Annotated in this window: 15 protein-coding genes; 10 read left to right on the top strand and 5 right to left on the bottom strand. The window is 59.2% G+C overall.

Annotated features, from left to right (window positions below):
- The first annotated feature begins 5 nt into the window (after positions 1–5).
- Both ACO0LO_RS12950 and ACO0LO_RS12945 read left to right on the top strand, forming a co-directional pair.
- Complete coding sequence (locus ACO0LO_RS12950) at positions 6–1,244, top strand: multifunctional CCA addition/repair protein (RefSeq protein WP_422964718.1); 1,239 nt, start codon at positions 6–8, stop codon at positions 1,242–1,244.
- 127 nt (positions 1,245–1,371) lie between these two features.
- Positions 1,372–2,070 (top strand): GNAT family N-acetyltransferase, encoded by a 699-nt coding sequence (locus tag ACO0LO_RS12945; RefSeq protein WP_422964717.1) that lies wholly within the window; start codon positions 1,372–1,374, stop codon positions 2,068–2,070.
- 7 nt (positions 2,071–2,077) lie between these two features.
- Here the strand turns inward: ACO0LO_RS12945 and ACO0LO_RS12940 are convergent, their stop codons facing one another.
- Positions 2,078–2,584: an Lrp/AsnC family transcriptional regulator gene (locus ACO0LO_RS12940; RefSeq protein ID WP_394777763.1), complete on the bottom strand. Its 507-nt coding sequence runs from the start codon at positions 2,582–2,584 to the stop codon at positions 2,078–2,080.
- Between the two features lie 219 nt (positions 2,585–2,803).
- Here ACO0LO_RS12940 and hppD point away from each other — a divergent pair, with 219 nt between their 5' ends.
- Complete coding sequence (gene hppD, locus ACO0LO_RS12935; protein WP_422964628.1) at positions 2,804–3,919, top strand: 4-hydroxyphenylpyruvate dioxygenase; 1,116 nt, start codon at positions 2,804–2,806, stop codon at positions 3,917–3,919.
- Between the two features lie 82 nt (positions 3,920–4,001).
- Complete coding sequence (phhA, locus tag ACO0LO_RS12930; protein WP_422964627.1) at positions 4,002–4,886, top strand: phenylalanine 4-monooxygenase; 885 nt, start codon at positions 4,002–4,004, stop codon at positions 4,884–4,886.
- Positions 4,887–4,932: 46 nt separating this feature from the next.
- On the opposite strand, the gene ACO0LO_RS12925 is transcribed toward phhA, so the two are convergent.
- Together ACO0LO_RS12925 and ACO0LO_RS12920 are read right to left on the bottom strand one after the other, a co-directional pair.
- Positions 4,933–5,796: a lipid A biosynthesis acyltransferase gene (locus tag ACO0LO_RS12925; RefSeq protein ID WP_422964626.1), complete on the bottom strand. Its 864-nt coding sequence runs from the start codon at positions 5,794–5,796 to the stop codon at positions 4,933–4,935.
- Positions 5,793–6,668, bottom strand: coding sequence for a lysophospholipid acyltransferase family protein (locus ACO0LO_RS12920; protein ID WP_422964625.1), 876 nt, complete (start codon positions 6,666–6,668; stop codon positions 5,793–5,795). Before ACO0LO_RS12920 ends, ACO0LO_RS12925 begins: the two co-directional genes overlap by 4 nt.
- A 307-nt stretch (positions 6,669–6,975) precedes the next feature.
- Here ACO0LO_RS12920 and metK point away from each other — a divergent pair, with 307 nt between their 5' ends.
- Positions 6,976–8,154, top strand: coding sequence for a methionine adenosyltransferase (metK, locus tag ACO0LO_RS12915; protein ID WP_422964624.1), 1,179 nt, complete (start codon positions 6,976–6,978; stop codon positions 8,152–8,154).
- A 75-nt stretch (positions 8,155–8,229) separates the two neighbouring features.
- Positions 8,230–9,114, top strand: a complete 885-nt coding sequence (locus ACO0LO_RS12910) for a M14 family zinc carboxypeptidase (protein ID WP_422964623.1) — start codon at positions 8,230–8,232, stop codon at positions 9,112–9,114.
- A 16-nt stretch (positions 9,115–9,130) separates the two neighbouring features.
- Here ACO0LO_RS12910 and ACO0LO_RS12905 read toward each other — a convergent pair whose 3' ends face one another.
- Positions 9,131–10,261: a PepSY-associated TM helix domain-containing protein gene (locus ACO0LO_RS12905; RefSeq protein WP_422964622.1), complete on the bottom strand. Its 1,131-nt coding sequence runs from the start codon at positions 10,259–10,261 to the stop codon at positions 9,131–9,133.
- 438 nt (positions 10,262–10,699) lie between these two features.
- Here ACO0LO_RS12905 and ACO0LO_RS12900 point away from each other — a divergent pair, with 438 nt between their 5' ends.
- From ACO0LO_RS12900 to ACO0LO_RS12885, 4 genes are all read left to right on the top strand, one after another.
- Positions 10,700–12,832, top strand: a complete 2,133-nt coding sequence (locus ACO0LO_RS12900) for a prolyl oligopeptidase family serine peptidase (protein ID WP_422964621.1) — start codon at positions 10,700–10,702, stop codon at positions 12,830–12,832.
- Positions 12,833–12,961: 129 nt separating this feature from the next.
- Positions 12,962–14,713: an ABC transporter ATP-binding protein gene (locus ACO0LO_RS12895; protein WP_422964620.1), complete on the top strand. Its 1,752-nt coding sequence runs from the start codon at positions 12,962–12,964 to the stop codon at positions 14,711–14,713.
- Positions 14,703–16,469 carry an ABC transporter ATP-binding protein gene (locus ACO0LO_RS12890; protein WP_422964716.1) on the top strand — a complete coding sequence of 589 codons (1,767 nt, stop codon included), beginning with the start codon at positions 14,703–14,705 and terminating at the stop codon, positions 16,467–16,469. The genes ACO0LO_RS12895 and ACO0LO_RS12890 overlap by 11 nt, the downstream gene beginning before the upstream one ends.
- Before the next feature lie 101 nt (positions 16,470–16,570).
- Positions 16,571–18,847: a penicillin-binding protein 1A gene (locus tag ACO0LO_RS12885; RefSeq protein ID WP_422964619.1), complete on the top strand. Its 2,277-nt coding sequence runs from the start codon at positions 16,571–16,573 to the stop codon at positions 18,845–18,847.
- Between the two features lie 63 nt (positions 18,848–18,910).
- Here ACO0LO_RS12885 and ACO0LO_RS12880 read toward each other — a convergent pair whose 3' ends face one another.
- Positions 18,911–19,123 (bottom strand): hypothetical protein, encoded by a 213-nt coding sequence (locus ACO0LO_RS12880; RefSeq protein WP_422964618.1) that lies wholly within the window; start codon positions 19,121–19,123, stop codon positions 18,911–18,913.
- Positions 19,124–19,354: the final 231 nt, after the last annotated feature.

Raw genomic sequence — 19,354 nt, 5'->3', positions numbered from 1 at the left:
GCATGATGAAAACCTATATCGTCGGCGGCGCGGTGCGCGATGGCATGCTGGGTTTGCCGGTGCAGGACCGCGACCACGTTGTCGTCGGCGCCAGTCCGGAGCAGATGCTGGCGCTAGGCTATACGCCGGTAGGCAAGGATTTCCCGGTATTCCTGCACCCGAAGACACATGAAGAGTATGCGTTGGCGCGCACAGAGAGGAAAACGGCGCCTGGCTACAAGGGTTTCGTATTCCATACCGATCCCGGCGTCACGCTGGAAGAAGACCTGGTCCGGCGCGACCTGACCATCAATGCAATGGCCCAGGATGAGCAGGGCGTCATCCACGATCCCTTCAACGGCCGGCAGGATATCAGCGCCCGCATTTTCCGCCACGTGTCGGAAGCATTTGCCGAAGACCCGGTACGTATCCTGCGGCTGGCGCGCTTTGCCGCCCGTTTTTCGCAGGCGCCTCATGATTTTACCGTGGCGGCGGAAACCAATGCGCTGATGAAGCAGATGGTCGAAGCCGGCGAAGTCGATGCGCTGGTGCCCGAAAGAGTGTGGCAGGAACTGTCGCGCGGCCTGATGGAAGCCAGGCCCTCGCGCATGTTCGAGGTGTTGCGGGATTGCGGCGCGCTGGCCCGCATCATGCCGGAACTGGATGTGCTGTGGGGCGTGCCGCAGCCACCGAAACATCATCCGGAAATCGATACCGGCGTGCATGTGATGCTGGTGGTGGACTATGCTGCCAGTCGCTCGTATTCGCTGGCGGTGCGCTTTGCCGCATTGATGCACGATCTGGGTAAAGGCGCGACGCCGGCCAGCGAATGGCCACGCCACCATGGGCATGAACAGAAAGGCGTAGAGCTGGTCGAAGCTGTCTGCCAGCGTTTGAAAGTGCCCACGGAATGCCGCGACCTGGCTGTCATGGCCGCCCGGGACCACGGCAACATCAGCCGCGCGCTGGAACTGCGGCCGAATACCATCATTGCGCTGATGGAGCGCAGCGATGCCTTCCGCAAGCCGCAGCGCTTCCTGGAGTTGCTGCGCGCTTCGGAGTGCGACTGTTTTGGCCGCTCCGGCTTGCCGGATGCCCGCTTCCCGCAATACGATTATCTGGCAGGGGCTCTGGCGGCGGTGCAGCAGATACGGGCGGGAGATATTGCACAGGCTTACGCAGGCCAGCCGCAGCAGATAGCGCTGGCTGTCCGCAATGCCAGGATTGATGCAGTGCGCCTCTATGTCGAAGGCTTGAAAAGCTGAGCGGATTGCAACCGCTGCCCAGGGCTTGCCTGAATGCAAAAATTTGTGCCTTGGCTGGAAAAAAAGCGCGACATCGCCTACAATGTTATTGTGCACCGCACAAAATGTGATGTACCGGAGGTAAATGATGAACGCTGCTGACCTTTATCCGCACAAACCGGGCGACACCCCGCCTGCCGCCACACCCGCACCCAAGAAAAAATCCAATGTCTTCGTCAAGGAGTTATCCGAACGTGACAGGCACAGGATACTGAGGCATTTTCTGGAATTAAAAGAAAGTGACCGCTTACTGCGCTTTGGCACCTATCTGCAGGATGAACTCGTCACCCGTTATGTCGAAGGCATTGATTTCTCACGCGATAAGGTCTTCGGCGTCGTCAACAGCCGTTTCAAAGTTGTCGGCGTCGGCCATCTTGCATTCGCGCCACGTGAAAAAGTCGAGCATGGCGCGGAAGCGACGGAAAAAGACCGGGTTGCCGAATTTGGCGTTTCGGTATCCGATTCCGCTCGCGGCAAGGGTGTAGGCTCGCGCCTGTTCAAACGCGGCGCCATCCATTGCCGCAATGCCGATGTCGATACGCTGTACATGCATTGCCTGTCCAGTAACCAGACCATGATCCACATTGCCAAAAAAGCCGGTATGGAAATCCACAGGGAATATGGCGAGGCAGATGCCTACCTGAAGCTATTGCCGGCAGATGCAACCAGCATGCTGACGGAAGCGGTGCAGGAACAGGTAGCCACGCTGGATTACAACATCAAGGCCAACCGGCGCGCCGCCGTCAAATGGCTGCGTAACCTGCCGGGGATGAGCGGCGGCAATTGACTAGCGGCTAAGCCTGCGTGCTAAGTACCGGCAGTGCCGTTGTATCCTTGATTTGCTGGAGCGCAAAACTGGATTTGACATCGAGCACCGCAGGGTGCCGCAGCAGCGTTTCCATCATGAAGCGCGAAAAGTGGTCCATGTCCTCCACATGCACTCTCAGCAGGTAATCCATTTCCCCCGTCATTGCATAACAGGCGACGATCTCCGGCCACTGTTCTATGGATGCCGCAAAATCATTGCGCGGTGAACGCGAGGCACCCTTGCCGGGGGTGTCGTTGTGCTTTTCCAGCCGCACGTTGACGTAAGCCAGCAGGCCCAGCCCTATCTTGGCCGGTTCCAGCAGCGCTACGTACTTGCGGATAACGCCGGTTTCTTCCAGACGCTTGATGCGCCGCAGACAGGGCGACGGCGACAGGTTGACACGTTCGGCTACCTCCTGGTTCGTCAGGCGCCCATCCGACTGCAAAATTGCCAGGATCTTGCGGTCTATCTTATCTAATTCCACTGAGGCCATATTTCACCATAAATCCGATATTTTAAGCAATATTATTGCTCAAAAAACGGATTTATTGGGTTATTTTGCAATTATATGGCGTCACCTGAAGCCTATACTAGAAAACTAGCCAGCAGCAAAACGCACAGCAAGCCGGAGTGGTGGCCTTCGTCAGACGAGGGCAGGTGAAGCCGGTGTTCTTTGTTGCCCACCGATCATGATCACACCGAGGAGACACGCATGGATTTTCAACCCTGGGAAAACCCTATGGGCACAGACGGCTTCGAATTTGTCGAATACGCCGCACCCGATCCAAAAGCAATGGGCGATTTGTTCATCCGCATGGGCTTCACCGCGATAGCCAGGCACCGCACCAAGAACGTCACTTTATACCGCCAGGGCGAAGTCAACTACATCATCAACGCCGAGCCTGACTCGTTTGCGCAGCGCTTCGCGCGCAAGCATGGCCCCTCGGTATGTGCGATCGCCTTCCGCGTAAAAGATGCTGCCTATGCGTATAACCGCGCGCTGGAACTGGGTGCCTGGGGCTTCGACAACAAGACCGGCCCGATGGAATTGAATATCCCCGCGATCAAGGGCATAGGCGATTCGCTGATCTATTTTGTCGACCGCTGGCACGGCAAGGATGGCGGCACTCCCGGCGCGATCGGCAACATCAGCATCTACGACGCCGATTTCGTCGCGATCCCCGGCGCCGAGGCAAACCCTAAAGGCCACGGCCTGACCTACATCGACCATCTGACGCACAACGTGCATCGCGGCCGCATGAAGGAATGGGCGGATTTCTACGAATCCCTGTTCAATTTCCGCGAAGTGCGCTACTTCGATATCGAAGGCAAGCTGACAGGCCTGAAATCCAAGGCGATGACTTCCCCTTGCGGCAAGATCCGTATTCCCATCAACGAATCTTCCGACGACAAATCGCAGATCTCCGAATACCTGGACCTGTACCATGGCGAAGGCATCCAGCACATCGCAATGGGCACGGACAACGTCTATGAAACAGTGGCCGGCATGAAGACCGACGGCGTTGAATTCCAGGACACGATAGAAACCTATTATGACCTGGTAGACCGCCGCTTGCCTAACCACGGCGAAAACCTGGAAGAGCTGCGCCGCCTGCGCATCCTGGTGGACGGCAACAGCAATGCGACCAAGCGCGAATTGCTGCTGCAGATTTTCACGTCCACCGTCATCGGTCCCATCTTTTTCGAGATCATCCAGCGCAAGGGCGACCAGGGGTTCGGCGAAGGTAATTTCCGCGCCTTGTTCGAGTCCATCGAGCTGGACCAGATACGCCGTGGCGTGCTGAAAGACGATACGGCCACTGCGTAGTATACTGCGTGGCTAGGGGCTGACTGGAGTGACGAGCGTTCACCCTGTCAGCCTTTTTTGTTTCGATTAAAGAGAGAAAGCTATGGATACCGCAGTAGTTTCCAACGAAGAGTTTTTGGCCACCGTTGCCGAAAAATCGGACGGCGCCGCCTTGCGCGGCGACTATTCCGCGGCCGACGCGCAATACGTGGTCAAGCAGAACTGGGCAGCCTACACGGAAGAAGAGCACGCCTTGTGGCGCCGCCTGTACAAGCGCCAGGAAGCGCTGGTGCCGGGCCGCGCCTGCGATGAATTCATTACTGCGCTGGCGGCCCTGAAGGCATCCGACGGGATTCCCGATTTTGAAAAAACCTCGGAAGCGCTGGAAAAGGCAACCGGATGGCGCATTGTCGCCGTTCCCGGCCTGATTCCCGAACAAGCCTTTTTCAATCATCTTGCCAATCGCCGTTTCCCAGTTACCGTATGGCTGCGCACGCCGGCGGAGTTCGACTACATCGTCGAGCCGGATGTGTTCCATGACTATTTCGGCCACGTACCGCTGCTGTTCGATCCGGTATTTGCCGACCATATGCAGGAATACGGCAAAGGCGGCCTGAAGGCGATGAAACTGGGCGGCCTCGATTACCTGGCGCGGCTGTACTGGTATACGGTGGAGTTCGGCTTGATCGAGAGCCCGCAGGGTTTGCGTGTATACGGTGCAGGCATACTGTCTTCCGGCGGCGAGCTGGAATACTGCCTGAAGAACACGCCTTCACGCCATATTCCGCTGAACGTGGAGCGCTGCATGCGCACGCTGTACAAGATAGACTCCTATCAGGAAACCTATTTCGTCATCCGCGATTTCAAGCAGCTGTTCGAGGATACGGCGCCGGATTTCACGCCCATGTACGAGCGGTTGAAACAGGTAGAGGCCTTGCCGGCCAATACGCTGTTGCCGGGTGAAAGAGACCTGCTGGCAGGCAGCTGATCGCTTCCAGGTATCAGGTTTTACGGCTTCACGGGCTTTTACCGTTTCAATAAACGCCGGGCTCGCCCGGCGGTCTTGTTTTAAAGCGCTTGTGGGTCCAGAAGTATTCGGCCGGCGCCTTCAGCACTTCTCGTTCGATGAATTCGTTCATGAAACGCGTCGCGGCAACGATGTCATCCCCCGGGTAGTCCTTCCAGGCAGGGTGAAACGTCACTTTCCATCCCTTGAAGTCCGGCAGCATCGTTGCAATCACCGGTATGACCTGTGCATTGGTCATGGCCGCGATTCGCGCAGTGGCCGTCAGCGTGGCTGCCGGTATGCCGAAGAAGGGCACAAACTCCGCGTCCTTGGCGCCGAAATCCATGTCCGGTAGCATGAAGAAGCCGCCGCCGCTGCGCAGTTCGCGGATGATGGGCTTGACGCCTTCCGCGCGGGATATCAGCTTTTGAGGGCGGAACCGCAGGCGGCCGTCACGCAAGGCCTTGTCGAATACGTCATTGCGCTGCTGCGTATAAATGGAACTCATCGAGATTTCCATGGCCACCGCCGCGCCCGCCACGTCCAGGCTGACGAAGTGCGGGCACAGCAGGATGGTCGGGCCGGAGCGTATCTGTTCAACAGGCAGCGCAGGGTCGAGCACGATCAGTTTCTTTAGCCGCTTCAGCGGCGCCCACCACAGGATGCTGCGTTCCAGCACGCTCCTGGCATACGCCTGGAAATGGCGTATCGCCAGCTGCTTGCGTTCCTGTTCCGACAGTTGCGGCAGGCACAGGCGCAGGTTGGTCAGCGTGATATGGCGGCGCGGCTGCATGATGCGGAACAGCAGCGAACCCAGGCCGTTGCCCAGCCGGCCCAGCACCGGCAGGGGCAGCCAGTGCAGCAGCCACATGAAAGCGAGCAGCAGTCTCATGCGTTCGCCTTCATGCTTGTTCCGCTGTCGCCGCCCTGGTCCGGCGCGGCCACGCCTGCCGGCTTCTTGTAGCGGTTGTAGCTCCAGAAGTACTGCGCAGGGCAGCGGGCAATCAGTTTTTCCATCGCCGCGTTGATGGCAGCGGCCTGCTGTTCGGCGCTGCCGCTCAAATCGCCTTCAAACGGAACGAAACGCATTACATAGCCGCGGCCGCGCGGCAGGCGTTCTGCGTAGGTGAGGATGATGGGCGCGCCGGTCATCGCATGCAGCTTGGCGGACAGTGTCATCGTATAAGCGGGTTTGCCGAAAAAATCGGCCCATACGCCTTCGCCCTGCTGCGGCACCTGGTCGGGCAGCAAGCCGACGGCTTCATTTTTTTTCAATGCCCTGGCCATGCTCCTGACGCCGGACAGGTTGGCTGGCGCCAGCATCAGTTCGCCCCGCGTGCGGCCTCCTTCCATCAAGGGACGCAGGATTTCCTTGCGTGGCGGGCGGTATAGCACGGTCAGGCGGGTACGAGTGGCGACCATCTGTGCAGTAACTTCGAAGCAGCCTACGTGCGGAGTCAGGAAGACGATGCCTTTTTGCGCATCCAGCGCCGCCTGCACCAGTTCCCAGTTTTCTATCCTGACGCTTGCCAGCACGCGGTCCAGCGGCGCGCACCAGATGAAAGGCAGCTCCAGGACGTTCTTGCCGGCCTCTTTGATGGCGGTATTCAGGTCGGCGCCGAAGCCGGCCCGGTTCAGGTTGTCTTTCAGCCTTGTCCTGTAAGCCGGCGATGCCATATAGACCACGTGGCCCAGCAGCGCGCCGCCGGCATGCAGCAGCGGCAAGGGGAAAAAGGACAGGAAGCGAAACAGCGCAACAAGCATGATACCGGTCAAATAATAGTATATTTAATAATAGGAATTCTAATCGGATTCGTACGGGTATTAGACAGCGAATGAATAAGAGGCGTAAAATATCACAGATGGAAGTTATTGCGAAATCAGGCAAAAGCAGATAAAGGCAGGCTGAGCTCGCTGCTACTGCTGTAGTAAGCCGCTGATTACGCGATACCTTGCCGATTATTCACCGCCGAGTTAACAGACAACTTGCGAGGCGGTATACAAATTTCGCTAAAGCGTCGCAGGTTCTCGTATTACTGCGACATGGTCAACCATAAGCTAGGAGCCTGCGATGGCAAATGATTTTCTTTTTACTTCCGAATCAGTATCCGAGGGACACCCGGACAAAGTAGCTGATCAAATTTCAGACGCCATTCTTGATGCTGTTTTCGAACAGGATCCGCGTTCGCGCGTTGCCGCCGAAACGCTGTGCAATACCGGCCTGGTCGTCCTTGCCGGCGAGATCACCACCAACGCCAATGTCGACTATATCCAGGTCGCACGCGACACCATCAAGCGCATCGGCTACGACAACACCGAATACGGCATCGACTACAAGGGCTGCGCCGTGCTGGTCGCCTACGACAAGCAGAGCAATGATATTGCCCAGGGCGTGGACCAGGCCAGCGACGACCACCTTAACATCGGCGCAGGCGACCAGGGCCTGATGTTCGGCTACGCCTGCGATGAAACGCCGGAACTGATGCCCGCGCCCATCTACTATGCGCACCGCCTGGTGGAGCGCCAGGCGCAGCTGCGCAAGGATGGCCGCCTGCCTTTCCTGCGTCCCGACGCCAAGAGCCAGGTCACGATGCGTTATGTCGACGGCAAGCCGCACAGCATCGATACCGTGGTGCTGTCCACGCAGCATAGCCCGGAACAAAGCGACGGCAGCAAGATGAAAGCGTCTTTCATTGAAGCGGTCATCGAAGAAATCATCAAGCCTGTATTGCCGGCCGCGTGGCTGAAAGAAACCAAATACCTGGTCAATCCGACCGGCCGCTTCGTTATCGGCGGTCCGCAAGGCGATTGCGGCCTCACCGGCCGCAAGATCATCGTGGATACCTACGGCGGCGCCTGTCCGCATGGCGGCGGCGCTTTCTCCGGCAAGGACCCTACAAAGGTGGACCGTTCGGCAGCCTATGCAGCGCGTTATGTCGCCAAGAATATCGTCGCGGCCGGCCTGGCCAGGCAGTGCCAGATCCAGGTGGCGTACGCGATCGGCGTTGCACGTCCGATGAACGTTACCGTGTACACCGAAGGCACGGGCGTGATCCCTGACGATAAAATCGCCGCGCTGGTCAATGAACTGTTCGACCTGCGTCCGAAAGGCATCATCCAGATGCTGGATCTGCTGCGTCCGATTTACTCGAAGACCGCTGCTTACGGCCACTTTGGCCGCGAAGAACCGGAATTCACATGGGAGCGTACCGACAAGGTCGCCGCATTGCGCGCTGCTGCTGGACTGTAAGGACAGTATGCGGATCCAGGCGCAAGCACAATGAGGAACAGGTAGCGTGGGCATGTCTTGCCCACGCTGATTCGAATGGCTGCGTGGACATTATCTGATCACCCTGCGAGCCGTTTGCTCGCTGCTGCAACGGCGGGAGTGGTACTGCAGGCCGTGTTGTTCAGCATGCCCGCCCATGCCGCCGACGACTGGTGCGTGCAGCTGGCCGCACGCCTCCCGAATATTTCCACGACGGATTGCAAGGACAGCAAGCTGCTGCCCAGCGGTTCGCTGTCGCAAAACGGTTTTCCGATACTGGCGCGCGAAATCGCCGCCGGGCCCGGCCACCCTCAGGCGTTGAAGGTGCTGCTGATAGGCGGCATTCATGGCGATGAACTGACTTCCAGTGCCATCGTGTTCAAGTGGCTGGACATGATGCAGAAAGCGGATGCACAGCAATTTCAGTGGAAGGTCGCGCCGGTCGTCAATCCTGACGGCTTGTTGGCGCTCAAGCCGCGCCGCATGAATGCCCGTGGCGTGGACCTGAACCGCAATTTCCCGACTCCCGGCTGGCAGCAGGATGCTCCGCGCTATTGGGCCAGGGTCACCGGCAGCGATCCGCGCCGCTATCCCGGCTCGGCGCCCTTGTCGGAGCCGGAAAGCCGCTGGGTCTACGATACGATAGAAAAATTTAAACCCGACGTCATCATCTCGGTGCACGCACCTTTCGGCGTGCTGGATTTTGACGGCCCGGTCAAACCGCCCAGCCGTTTCGGCCGCCTGATGTTTAACCGTGTAGGTGTCTATCCAGGTTCACTGGGCAACTACAGCGGCCTGCACAAGGATATTCCGGTGGTGACGATAGAGCTGCCCAACGCGTCGGCGATGCCGCCGGATGCCGAGGTGCAGCGCATCTGGCAGGATATGCTGGGCTGGATCAAGCGCAACGTGCCCAGCGCAGCACGGATCGCCAGGCGCTAGCTCTTAGCCCCAAGCGTCAGACTTTGCTCGCCCTGCGACGCGCCACGTACATCATCCAGCCGGTCACGGCAAACAGCGGCAGCAGAAATCCTGCCAGCATCATGGCCAGCATGCCTGTATTACCCCAGTAGCTGCCCGAATGCAGCGCATAGATGCTGGCAATGAATTTTCCGCCTGCGGGTTTTTCTGAATACGGTTCGCGTTTGACGATGTCGCCTGTCTGGGAGTCGATCAGTAATGTGCTGTTCGCATAACGGTGTGGCGAGGCTTCGTCCAGATACAGCGCACGCACCGGCTGGCCGGGTTTGGACGGTAGCAGCATGATCAGCTTGCCGTAGGCCGGCACTTCCGCCTTGAAGCCTCGCCACACCGCATGCAGATCCACTTCCTTGCCGGAGCTTTCCTTGCTGGCCGCAGGACGACCTTTTTCGGCTGCCTGCGGTGCTTGGGCGGCCTTCTGGGCGGGAGCTGCGACACGGTTAACCCAGCCGTGGTACCAGTCATACGACCAATACAGCCCGGTCAGCGCAGCCAGCAGGTACAGGGCCAGCAGCCAGGTGGCGCTGACGGCGTGCAGGTCTGCCAGCAAGCTGCGGCCTTGGCGTTGCGTGTTGACGACCAGCCAGGAGCGCCAGCTCCATGCGCCCTTGCGCGGCCAGCGCAGGTAAAGTCCCGAAATACACATGAACACCAGGGCCAGCGCCGATGCGCCGGTGAGGGCCTTGCCGGCGTCGCCCAGTGCCAGGCTGCGATGCAGGTCCAGCATCAGCCGAAAAAATTCCTCGCCGCGCGGCTTGCCCAGCAGCGCGCCGGTATAGGGATTGACATATTGCAGGTCGAATTTTTTCTTGCTGCTGCCGTGCACCGGCAGCATGAAGCCTATGCGGGCGGCATCCTGCGCGGAGCCGGACAGCGTAAGGGACGAAACGTATTGCCGGTTGACGGCAATGCGGGCCAGCAGTTCAGCCGGTTCCAGCGCCGGCTGTGCCGGGTTGCCGGGGCTGACCTGGGTGACGGCAGGATTCAGCAGCCTGAGCAGGTCTTCCTCAAACGCGTACACGCCGCCAGTCAGGCCCATGACGGCCAGCACGAGGCCGGCGCTGATGCCGGACAGCCAGTGGAGCTGGAACAGGAGGCGTTTGAACATGGTGTTTTGTAATGCAAAGCGCGCACTATAGCACTAGCGGCAGGCTTGCTGATACTGGCGAGGAAGCTAGGATAGGGAAAAGCAGAAGGGAATAAAAATGGCTGGCTGACAGAGGGAGAGAATGTCGCGGCTGGCTGTAAAACGGATTTGGCGCTGCATGCGGTAGGTGCTGCCTGCAGGACCTGCAACGTCGCTGCAGCCTTATTATAGTGGGAAACGCGGCTCTGCCTACCCTTATCTTTTGCATGTTACAAAATGCGGGCGGCAGGTGCTCCGTCATTCGTTCTGCAAGGCCTGAGGAAATCTGAACTTAGTTTTGGAAGCGGTGCCAATTCACAGCGTTTTACTTGCTTCATATGCATTAAAATGATTTGTGCGCGGAGCGCCTTGCATGCAGCAGACCGGTGTCTGTGACGATAACGAAAATAAAGGAAAACGATGAAGCTGAAACTAATACTGGCATGCGGCCTTGCCGGCGCCTACGGGTTTGCGATGGCGCAGAGCCTGGACTCGCACCAATGGCTGGAAGACATAGGCGGCCAGAAGCAGCTGGAGTGGGTCAAGGGCCGTAACCAGATCACGCGCGCCAAGGTGGAGAGCGACGCCGGTTTCTTGCCGCTGCGGGAAAACCTGCAAACCATACTCGATTCCAAGGACAGGATCCCGACCGTCGAGAAAATGGGCGACTATTATTACAACTTCTGGCGCGATGCCGAGCATCCGCGCGGCGTATGGCGCAAGACCACGCTGGACGAGTACCGCAAGGCGCAGCCTGCCTGGGAAACTGTACTGGACCTGGATGCGCTGGCCAAAACCGAAAATGAAAACTGGGTGTACAAGGGCAGCGATTGCCGTTTTCCCGCTTATGACCGCTGCCTGCTGGAGTTATCGCGCGGCGGTGCCGATGCGGTCGTTGTGCGTGAGTTCGACCTGCCGACCAGGACCTTCGTCAAGGACGGCTTCAGCCTGCCGGAAGCCAAGGTAAATATCGCGTGGCGCGACAAGAATACGATCTTTGTCGGGACTGATTTCGGACCCGGTTCGTTGACCGATTCCGGCTATGCACGCATCCTCAAGGAATGGAAGCGCGGCACACCGCTAAGCGCCGCGAAGACAGTGCTGGAAGGCGGCAAGACGGATATCAGCGTATCCGGCTTCAGCAGCGACCACGGCGGCGTCCACCATGAAATCGTCAACCGCAGCAAAACCTTCTTCACGTCGGAATATTTCCTCAAAGAGGGCGACAAGCTGAAGAAGCTGCCGGTGCCCGAGAAATCCGATGTGGCTTTCTTCGGCAAGCAGTTCATCGTCACGCTGCGCGAACCGTGGACCGCAGGCGGCAAGACCTATGCGTCCGGCAGCATGCTGGCGATCGATTTTTCCAAGTTCCAGAAGGGCGACCGTAATTTCGCGCTGCTGTTTGAACCCAGCGAACGCACTTCGCTGACCGGGGCGGCCTACACGCGCAACTATGTGCTGGTGCAGTCGCTGGACAACGTCAAGGGCAAGCTGGTGGAGTGGAAGCTGGAGCGCGGCAAATGGTCGCTGACGCACAATCAGTGGGCGTCGCGCGAAGTGGTGTTGCCGACACTGGGCCAGGTCAGCGTCAGTGCTGTCGATCCGCAAAAATCGGACGACTACACGCTCAGCTATTCCGACTACCTGACACCGAACGTCTATGTGCTGGCGCATGCCGGCAGCGATAGCCGCGAGCAGCTGAAAAGCACGCCCGCCTTCTTTGACGCTTCGCCTTATGTGACGACGCAGAATGAAGCGACTTCCAAGGACGGCACAAAGATCCCGTATTTTGTTGTACGCCGCAAGGACAGCAAGGACGACGGCAGCAACCCGACTTTGCTGTACGGCTACGGCGGTTTCCAGATTTCACTGACGCCGACCTATTCCGGCAGCCTGGGTAAGACCTGGCTGGAAAAAGGCGGCGTGTATGTTGTGGCGAATATCCGCGGCGGCGGCGAATTCGGCCCGCGCTGGCACCAGCTGGCGCTGAAGGAAAACCGCCAGCGCGCCTACGATGATTTCGCTGCAGTGGCGGAAGACCTGATCGCCCGCAAGATCACCAGCGTACGCCACCTGGGTGCGATGGGCGGCAGCAACGGCGGCTTGCTGGCCGGCGTCATGTTGACCGAGCGCCCGGACCTGTTCAATGCCATCGTCAGCCAGGTGCCGCTGCTGGACATGCAGCGCTACAACAAGCTGCTGGCCGGTGCTTCGTGGATGGGCGAATACGGCAATCCCGATGTGCCTGCCGAATGGGCGTATATCCAGCGCTATTCGCCGTACCAGAACGTAAAGAAGGGCGTGAATTATCCGAATGTACTGTTCATCACGTCCACCCGCGACGACCGCGTGCATCCGGGCCATGCGCGCAAGATGGCGGCCAGGATGCTGGAGCAGGGTCATCAGAACGTCTGGTACTATGAAAATACCGAAGGAGGCCACGGCGGCGCTGCGAATAACGCGCAGAGGGCAGATATGGCGGCGATTACCTATACTTTCTTGTGGGATATGTTGAAACCGGATAATGCGGTTGTGGCAGCAGGCCAGCAATAGCCTGATCGTTAGCGAGCCGGGACCGTCGGCTACGGTCCGACAAAATCCGCGGTTTGCCGCGGATTTTTGTTTTTACAAAGATGTTATCCTCTCGCTTCTGTCGTCTCCCTTCTTCAATACTAATAAAGTATGTCCCTGTATCAATTACTTGCCCAGTTTATACGCCAGCATTGGCGCCATTACGCGGCCGCCGGCGCGATGCTGTTTTCAGTTGCTTTGCTGACAGTACTGATCCCGCGCAAGGTCGGCGCTATCATCGATGGCCTGGTTGCGCACCGGCTGGACACGCAGGCGTTGCTGCTGCAGCTGGGCTGGCTGGTACTGATGGGCGTTACCATCTATTTCCTGCGCGTGGGCTGGCGCATGCAGCTGTTTGCGGCCTCGTTCCAACTGGGAGTGGAATTGCGTACGCGGCTGTACCACAGGCTCAGCCTGCAGGGACCGAGCTTTTTCCAGCAGCAGCGCACCGGAGACCTGATGGCGCTGGGCACCAACGATGCCGATGCAATAGAACTGGCGTCCGGCGAGGCCATGCTGGCCGGTTTTGACGGTTCAATGACCTTCGCGCTGGTGATAGGCATGATGCTACTGGGCGTAGACTGGCGGTTGGCGCTGGTGGCGCTGCTGCCTTTTCCTTTCATGGCATGGGCGTTCAAGCATATTACCCATCATGTGCATGATGCCTCGCGCGATTCGCTGGACAGGTTTAGCAAGCTGAACGACCAGGTGCAGGAGACGCTGGCCGGCGTGCGTACTTTGCGCGCGTTGGGGCTGGAGCAACGCAGCGCAGCCCAGTTTGCCGAATTGGCAGGCGATGCCGCCGATGCCAGCTTGTCGGCACAGCGCTGGGAGGCGGCTTATGAACCTGCGGTCGGCCTGGCGCTGAGCAGCGCAGGTGTGCTGACCTTGGCGCTGGGCGGCTACCTGGTCTGGCATGGGCAGATGACGATAGGCGCTCTGACCAGCTTCACGATGTATCTGGGCCAGTTGATCTGGCCGATGTTTGCCGCAGGCTGGGTATTATCGCTACTGGAGCGCGGCAAGGCCGCCTGGGGCCGCTTGCAACCGGTGCTGGTGCGCGACCTGTCGGTGCAGGACAGCGGCACGCTGTACAGCGTGCCGGAAGGCAGCGTCCGGCTGGATGATGTTGTATTCCGCTACCCGGGGCAGCAGGCGCCAGCGCTGGACGGCGTCACGCTGCAACTGGCTCCCGGCAAGACACTGGGTATCGTCGGCCACACCGGCTCCGGCAAATCCACCATCGTACGCCTGCTGCTGCGCCAATATGAGGCGCAGCAGGGCAGCCTGACGTGGGGCAGCCATGCGCTGCCGGAATACACACTGCATGCGCTGCGCTCGGCGATCAACTGGGTGGCGCAGGAGCCTTTTCTTTTTTCTGCGTCGATTGCCAGCAATATTGCGCTCAGCAATCCGGATGCGACGCGCGAACAGGTCATGCATGCGGCGGAACTGGCCGCCGTGCATGACGATATCCTGCGCTTTCCGCTAGGCTACGACACGCCGGTAGGAGAACGCGGCGTTACTCTGTCCGGCGGCCAGCGGCAACGTGTCGCCATCGCGCGCGCATTACTGACCGAGAGCCCGCTGCTGCTGCTCGATGATGCCTTGTCGGCCGTGGATACCGATACCGAAACCCGTATCCTGCAGCATTTGCAGGAACTGCGCCGCCAGCGTGCCTCGCGCTCGGCCATCATCGTCAGCCACCGCCTCAGCGCGGTGGCGGATGCCGACCATATCGTGGTGCTGCACGAAGGCAGGATCATCGAGCAGGGCACCCATGCCTATCTGCTGGAGCAGGGCGGCTGGTATGCGGCGCAATGGCGTTACCAACAACTGGAGGCAAGCCTGGATGCAGCCTGACAATGAAATCAGGAATGCCACCGCTTCCGAAAAAAAACAGGCCGTGCAATTGCTGCTGCAGGCGGCAAGACCCGAAAAAAGGCATGTGCTGCTGGGTATACTCTACCTGTCCGTGGCGGCCGGACTGGAGGCGCTGGGTCCATTGATGGGCAAGGCCTTCATCGACCGCTTTCTGCTGCCGCACCACATGGATTGGGGGCTGGTCATCGGTCTGTTGCTGGCCTATGTGATCACAGGCTGGTCGGCAACCTGGTTGCGCTACCTGCAGCTGACTCGCCTGGCCGGCGTAGCAATGCGTTCAGTGCGCCGGCTGCGCGAACAAGTCTACGGCCATGTGCTGAGGCTGCCGATGGCTTTCTTCGACAAGGCGATTACCGGCCAGCTGGTCAGCCGTGTCACCAACGACACCGAAGCAGTCAAGAATCTGTATGTGCAGGTGCTATTCGTCATGCTGGACAGCTCCATTGTCGTTACCGGCGCGATGGTGGCGATGGCATGGCTGGACTGGCGCCTGATGCTGATTGTCACCGCGCTGATCCCGGCGGTGGTTGTAATCGTCTGGTTTTACCAGCGCTGGAGCGCGCCGGCAGTGACCCGCGCGCGACACCTGCGCAGCGAGATCAATGCCCAGGTTGCGGAGAGCATCAATGGCATGAGCGCGCTGCAGGCGAGCAATGCCGAGCGGCGCTTCGGCGACAGGTTTGCCGCGACCAACCACCAGCATTACCTGTCGCGGCTGGCTGAGTTGCGCGCCAATGCCTGGCTGCTGCGCCCGGCGCTGGATTTGCTGAATTCGCTGCTGCTGGTAGTCGTCATTTTCAGTTTCAGTACACGCAGCTTTTCCGGCATAGAGATAGGCGTGCTGTATGCGTTTGTCAGCTATATCGGCCGCGTGGTGGATCCGCTGATCCAGATTACGCTGCAGTTCGGCCAGATACAGCAGGCCACGGTGTCGGCGGCGCGTGTCAATACGCTGCTGAATGAAAAAACCACGCAGGCGGTCAGCAGCAATGTAGAAATACGCCGAGGCGACCTGCGGCTGCAGCATGTCGGCTTCGGTTATGACGCCGCCGACCCGGTGCTGAAGGATGTCAGCCTGCATATCCCGGCCGGCAGTTTCTACGGCATCGTCGGCCATACCGGCAGCGGCAAGTCGACGATGCTGAGCCTGATGCTGCGGTTTTATACCGCGCAGTCGGGCCGTGTGGAAATCGACGGCACGCCGGTGGCATCCTTTAGCGATGAGCAATTCCGCGCCAGCGTCGGCCTGGTGCCGCAGGACCCCTTCCTGCTGGCCACCAGCGCGCGCGAAAACATTGCCATGGGCCGCGACATCAGCGAACAGGACATCATCGCCGCCGCCCGCGCGGCGCGGGCCCATGACTTCATCCTGCAACTGGAGCAAGGCTTCGATACGCCGTTGGGCGAGGGCGGGGCGCGGTTGTCCACCGGCCAGAAGCAATTGATTGCGATTGCCCGCGCGCTGGCCGGCAAGCCGCGCATCCTGTTCCTGGACGAGGCGACCTCGCATATCGACAGCGAAACCGAACAGATCGTGCAGCTTGCGCTGTCCGAATTGCGCGGCAGCGTCACCATCGTCGCGATTGCGCACAGGCTGTCGACGATACGCGATGCCGACAGCATCGTCGTGCTGAACCACGGCCATATTGCAGAGCAGGGCAGCCATGCGCAATTGATGGCGATGGAACAGGGAATTTACCAAAAGTTATACTTGTTACAGGCGCTGGAAGACTAAGCGGATGCCCTGCGAGCCTGATCGGCTAAAATGCCGAAGCGAAAAATTTTCTACTGAAAGCGGAAAAGGTTGTTGATTTGATATTTAATTTAAAAAATCCCATGCACAGAACGCTGCTGAAAGCAGGTATTGTCCTGGCGGGAATCGCTGCCGTGATCCTGGTGTTCATCATCGCCTACACGCTGCTGGTGCTGGTGCCCAACCTGCCGTCGCTGGATGCCGTGACCGATTACCGGCCGAAGATTCCATTGCGGGTGTACACCGCCGACAATGCACTGATAGGCGAATTTGGCGAAGAGCATCGGGACTTTGTGTCCATCAAGGAAATTCCGCCCGTGATGAAAGACGCGCTGCTGTCGATAGAAGATTCGCGTTTCTATGAACACGGCGGCATCGACTTCCGCGGCGCCACCCGCGCACTGCTGGCCGATCTGTCCGGCGGTTTTCACCAGGGCGCGTCCACGATCACGATGCAGGTTGCACGCAATTTTTTCCTGACCAAGGAAAAAACGCTGACCCGCAAGCTGACTGAAATACTGCTGTCCTACCGCATTGAAGCGGCGCTGAACAAGGACCAGATCCTTGAGCTGTACATGAACCAGATCTACCTGGGGCAGCGTACCCACGGCTTTTCCAGCGCGGCGCGCATCTATTTCAACAAGCCGCTGAAAGACCTGACGCTGGGCGAGGCGGCGATGCTGGCGGGCGTGCCGCAAAATCCGGCGCGGCATAATCCCGCAGTCAACCCGATACGCGCGAAAGAGCGGCAGCAGCTGGTGCTGAAGCGCATGCTGGAACTGGGCCGTATCACGCAGGCGCAGTACGACCAGGCGCTGAAAGAAAAAATCCAGGTCAGCAGCAGCCAGCAGTTTGAAGCGCATGCCGACTACGTGGCCGAACTGGTGCGTCAGAACCTGTATGCACAATACAAGGATGAAACCTATACCCGCGGCTTCAAGGTGTATACGACGATCAACAAGGCCGAGCAGGACGCCGCCTATGATGCGGTGCGCCGCAATGTGATGAACTACGACCAGCGGCATGGCTACCGCGGCCCCGAAGCCTTTATTGAATTGCCGGCCGATGAAGACGAACGCGACGATGCAATAGATGAGGTGCTGCTGAAACATCCCAGCAATGACCAGCTGGTGTCTGCCGTGGTGGTGGAAGTGTCCCCCAAGCTGATCCGCGCCGAGCCGGCGTCCGGCGACACCATAGAGATCAGCGGCGACGGCCTGCGCTTTGCCGTCAAGGCCCTGCAGGCCAGCGCCAACCGCGACCTGAAGATTAGGCCGGGTGCCGTGATACGCGCGACGCAGGACGCCAAAGGGCACTGGGTGATCAGCCAGTTGCCGGAGGTGGATGCTGCCTTTGTCGCCTTGAATTCCAAGGATGGCTCTTACCGCGCGATGGTCGGCGGTTTCGACTTCAACCGTAAGAAATTCAACCATGTGACCAGCGCCTGGCGCCAGCCGGGATCGAGCATCAAGCCCTTCATCTATTCCGCCGCGCTGGAAAAAGGCTTCTCTCCTTCGACGATCATCAACGATGCGCCGTTGCCGCTGACCAGTGCCGACACCGGCGGCCAGCCGTGGGAACCGAAGAACGACGACGGCAAATTCGACGGCCCCATCACGATGCGCACCGCGCTGGCGATGTCGAAGAACGTGGTATCCGTCCGCATCCTGCGCGCGATTACGCCGCGTTACGCACATGACTATCTGCCGCGCTTCGGCTTTGAAGAAGACAAGCAGCCGGTCAACCTGACGCTGACACTGGGCACCGGATCGGTCACGCCGGTGCAACTGGCAGGGGCCTATGCAGTATTTGCCAATGGCGGCTTCCAGGTCACGCCGTGGCTGATACAGAAAATCACCGATGCGCGCGGCACGGTGATTTCAGAGACCAAGGCGCCGCCTGTGGCGGCGGAAGACAACCGCGTGATCGACGGCCGCAATGCCTACATTATCGACACCATGCTGCGCGAAGTGGTCAGGACAGGCACCGGCGCGGCAGCGACGCAACGGCTGGGGCGCAAGGATCTGGCCGGCAAGACCGGCACCACCAGCGATGCCGTCGACGGCTGGTTCGCCGGATATGCCGGCGACGTGGTGGCGGTGTCATGGATGGGCTATGACGATCCGCGGTCGCTAGGCGGACGCGAGTTCGGCGCGACACTGGCCATGCCCGCGTGGATAGACTATATGCGCCAGGCCATGTCCGGCAAGCCGGAAACGCCGAGGAACTTGCCGGAGGGCGTTTCCTTTGTCGACGGCGACTGGATGTATAACGAATTCAGCACCGGCAATGGCGTCAAGACGCTGGACATGGATGAGCCTCCTGCCGAGGTCCCGGCGCCTCCGCCTCCGCCGGGCTGATGTTTCCGTGCATAAAAAAGGAAGCCTGAGGCTTCCTTTTTTATGACTTCTGGCTTATCTGGTCTAGCAGCGCAGTTCGCGCGCCGACCGCGATTTGGCGGGTTTCAGCGCCTTGTTGGGTGCGAGTTCGCGCTTTTCGGTCACGTGGTCCAGTTCCTTGCGCGTAAACGATACGCGGTCATTCCTGTAGTGGCTGCGGGTATGCTCATCGCGTTCTATCGTCGAAGGCTGGTCAGGCATCGGTTCGGCAATTTCAATTTCTGATATGTATTTCATGGCATGCAGAAGTAATAAAAGTCTTGGTAGATTAACTTTTCATCTTTATATCGTATGCAGGACAACAGCTATTGGACTTGTAGGAAACCGTGATATAAAACCTGTGCTGTGGCAATGTAGCTTGCCGGATACACGCGGGAAACGCCAAAAAAAACCCGCTGACTATGCAGCGGGCTAAGATCCGAACCTTTGGAGGAGTAGCGGATTTCCAGATGTTAATATATTAGTGTG

The organism is Undibacterium sp. TJN25 (genome assembly GCF_049339885.1).
GTDB lineage: Bacteria > Pseudomonadota > Gammaproteobacteria > Burkholderiales > Burkholderiaceae_D > Undibacterium.
This window is presented reverse-complemented; position numbering and strand designations above follow the sequence as displayed.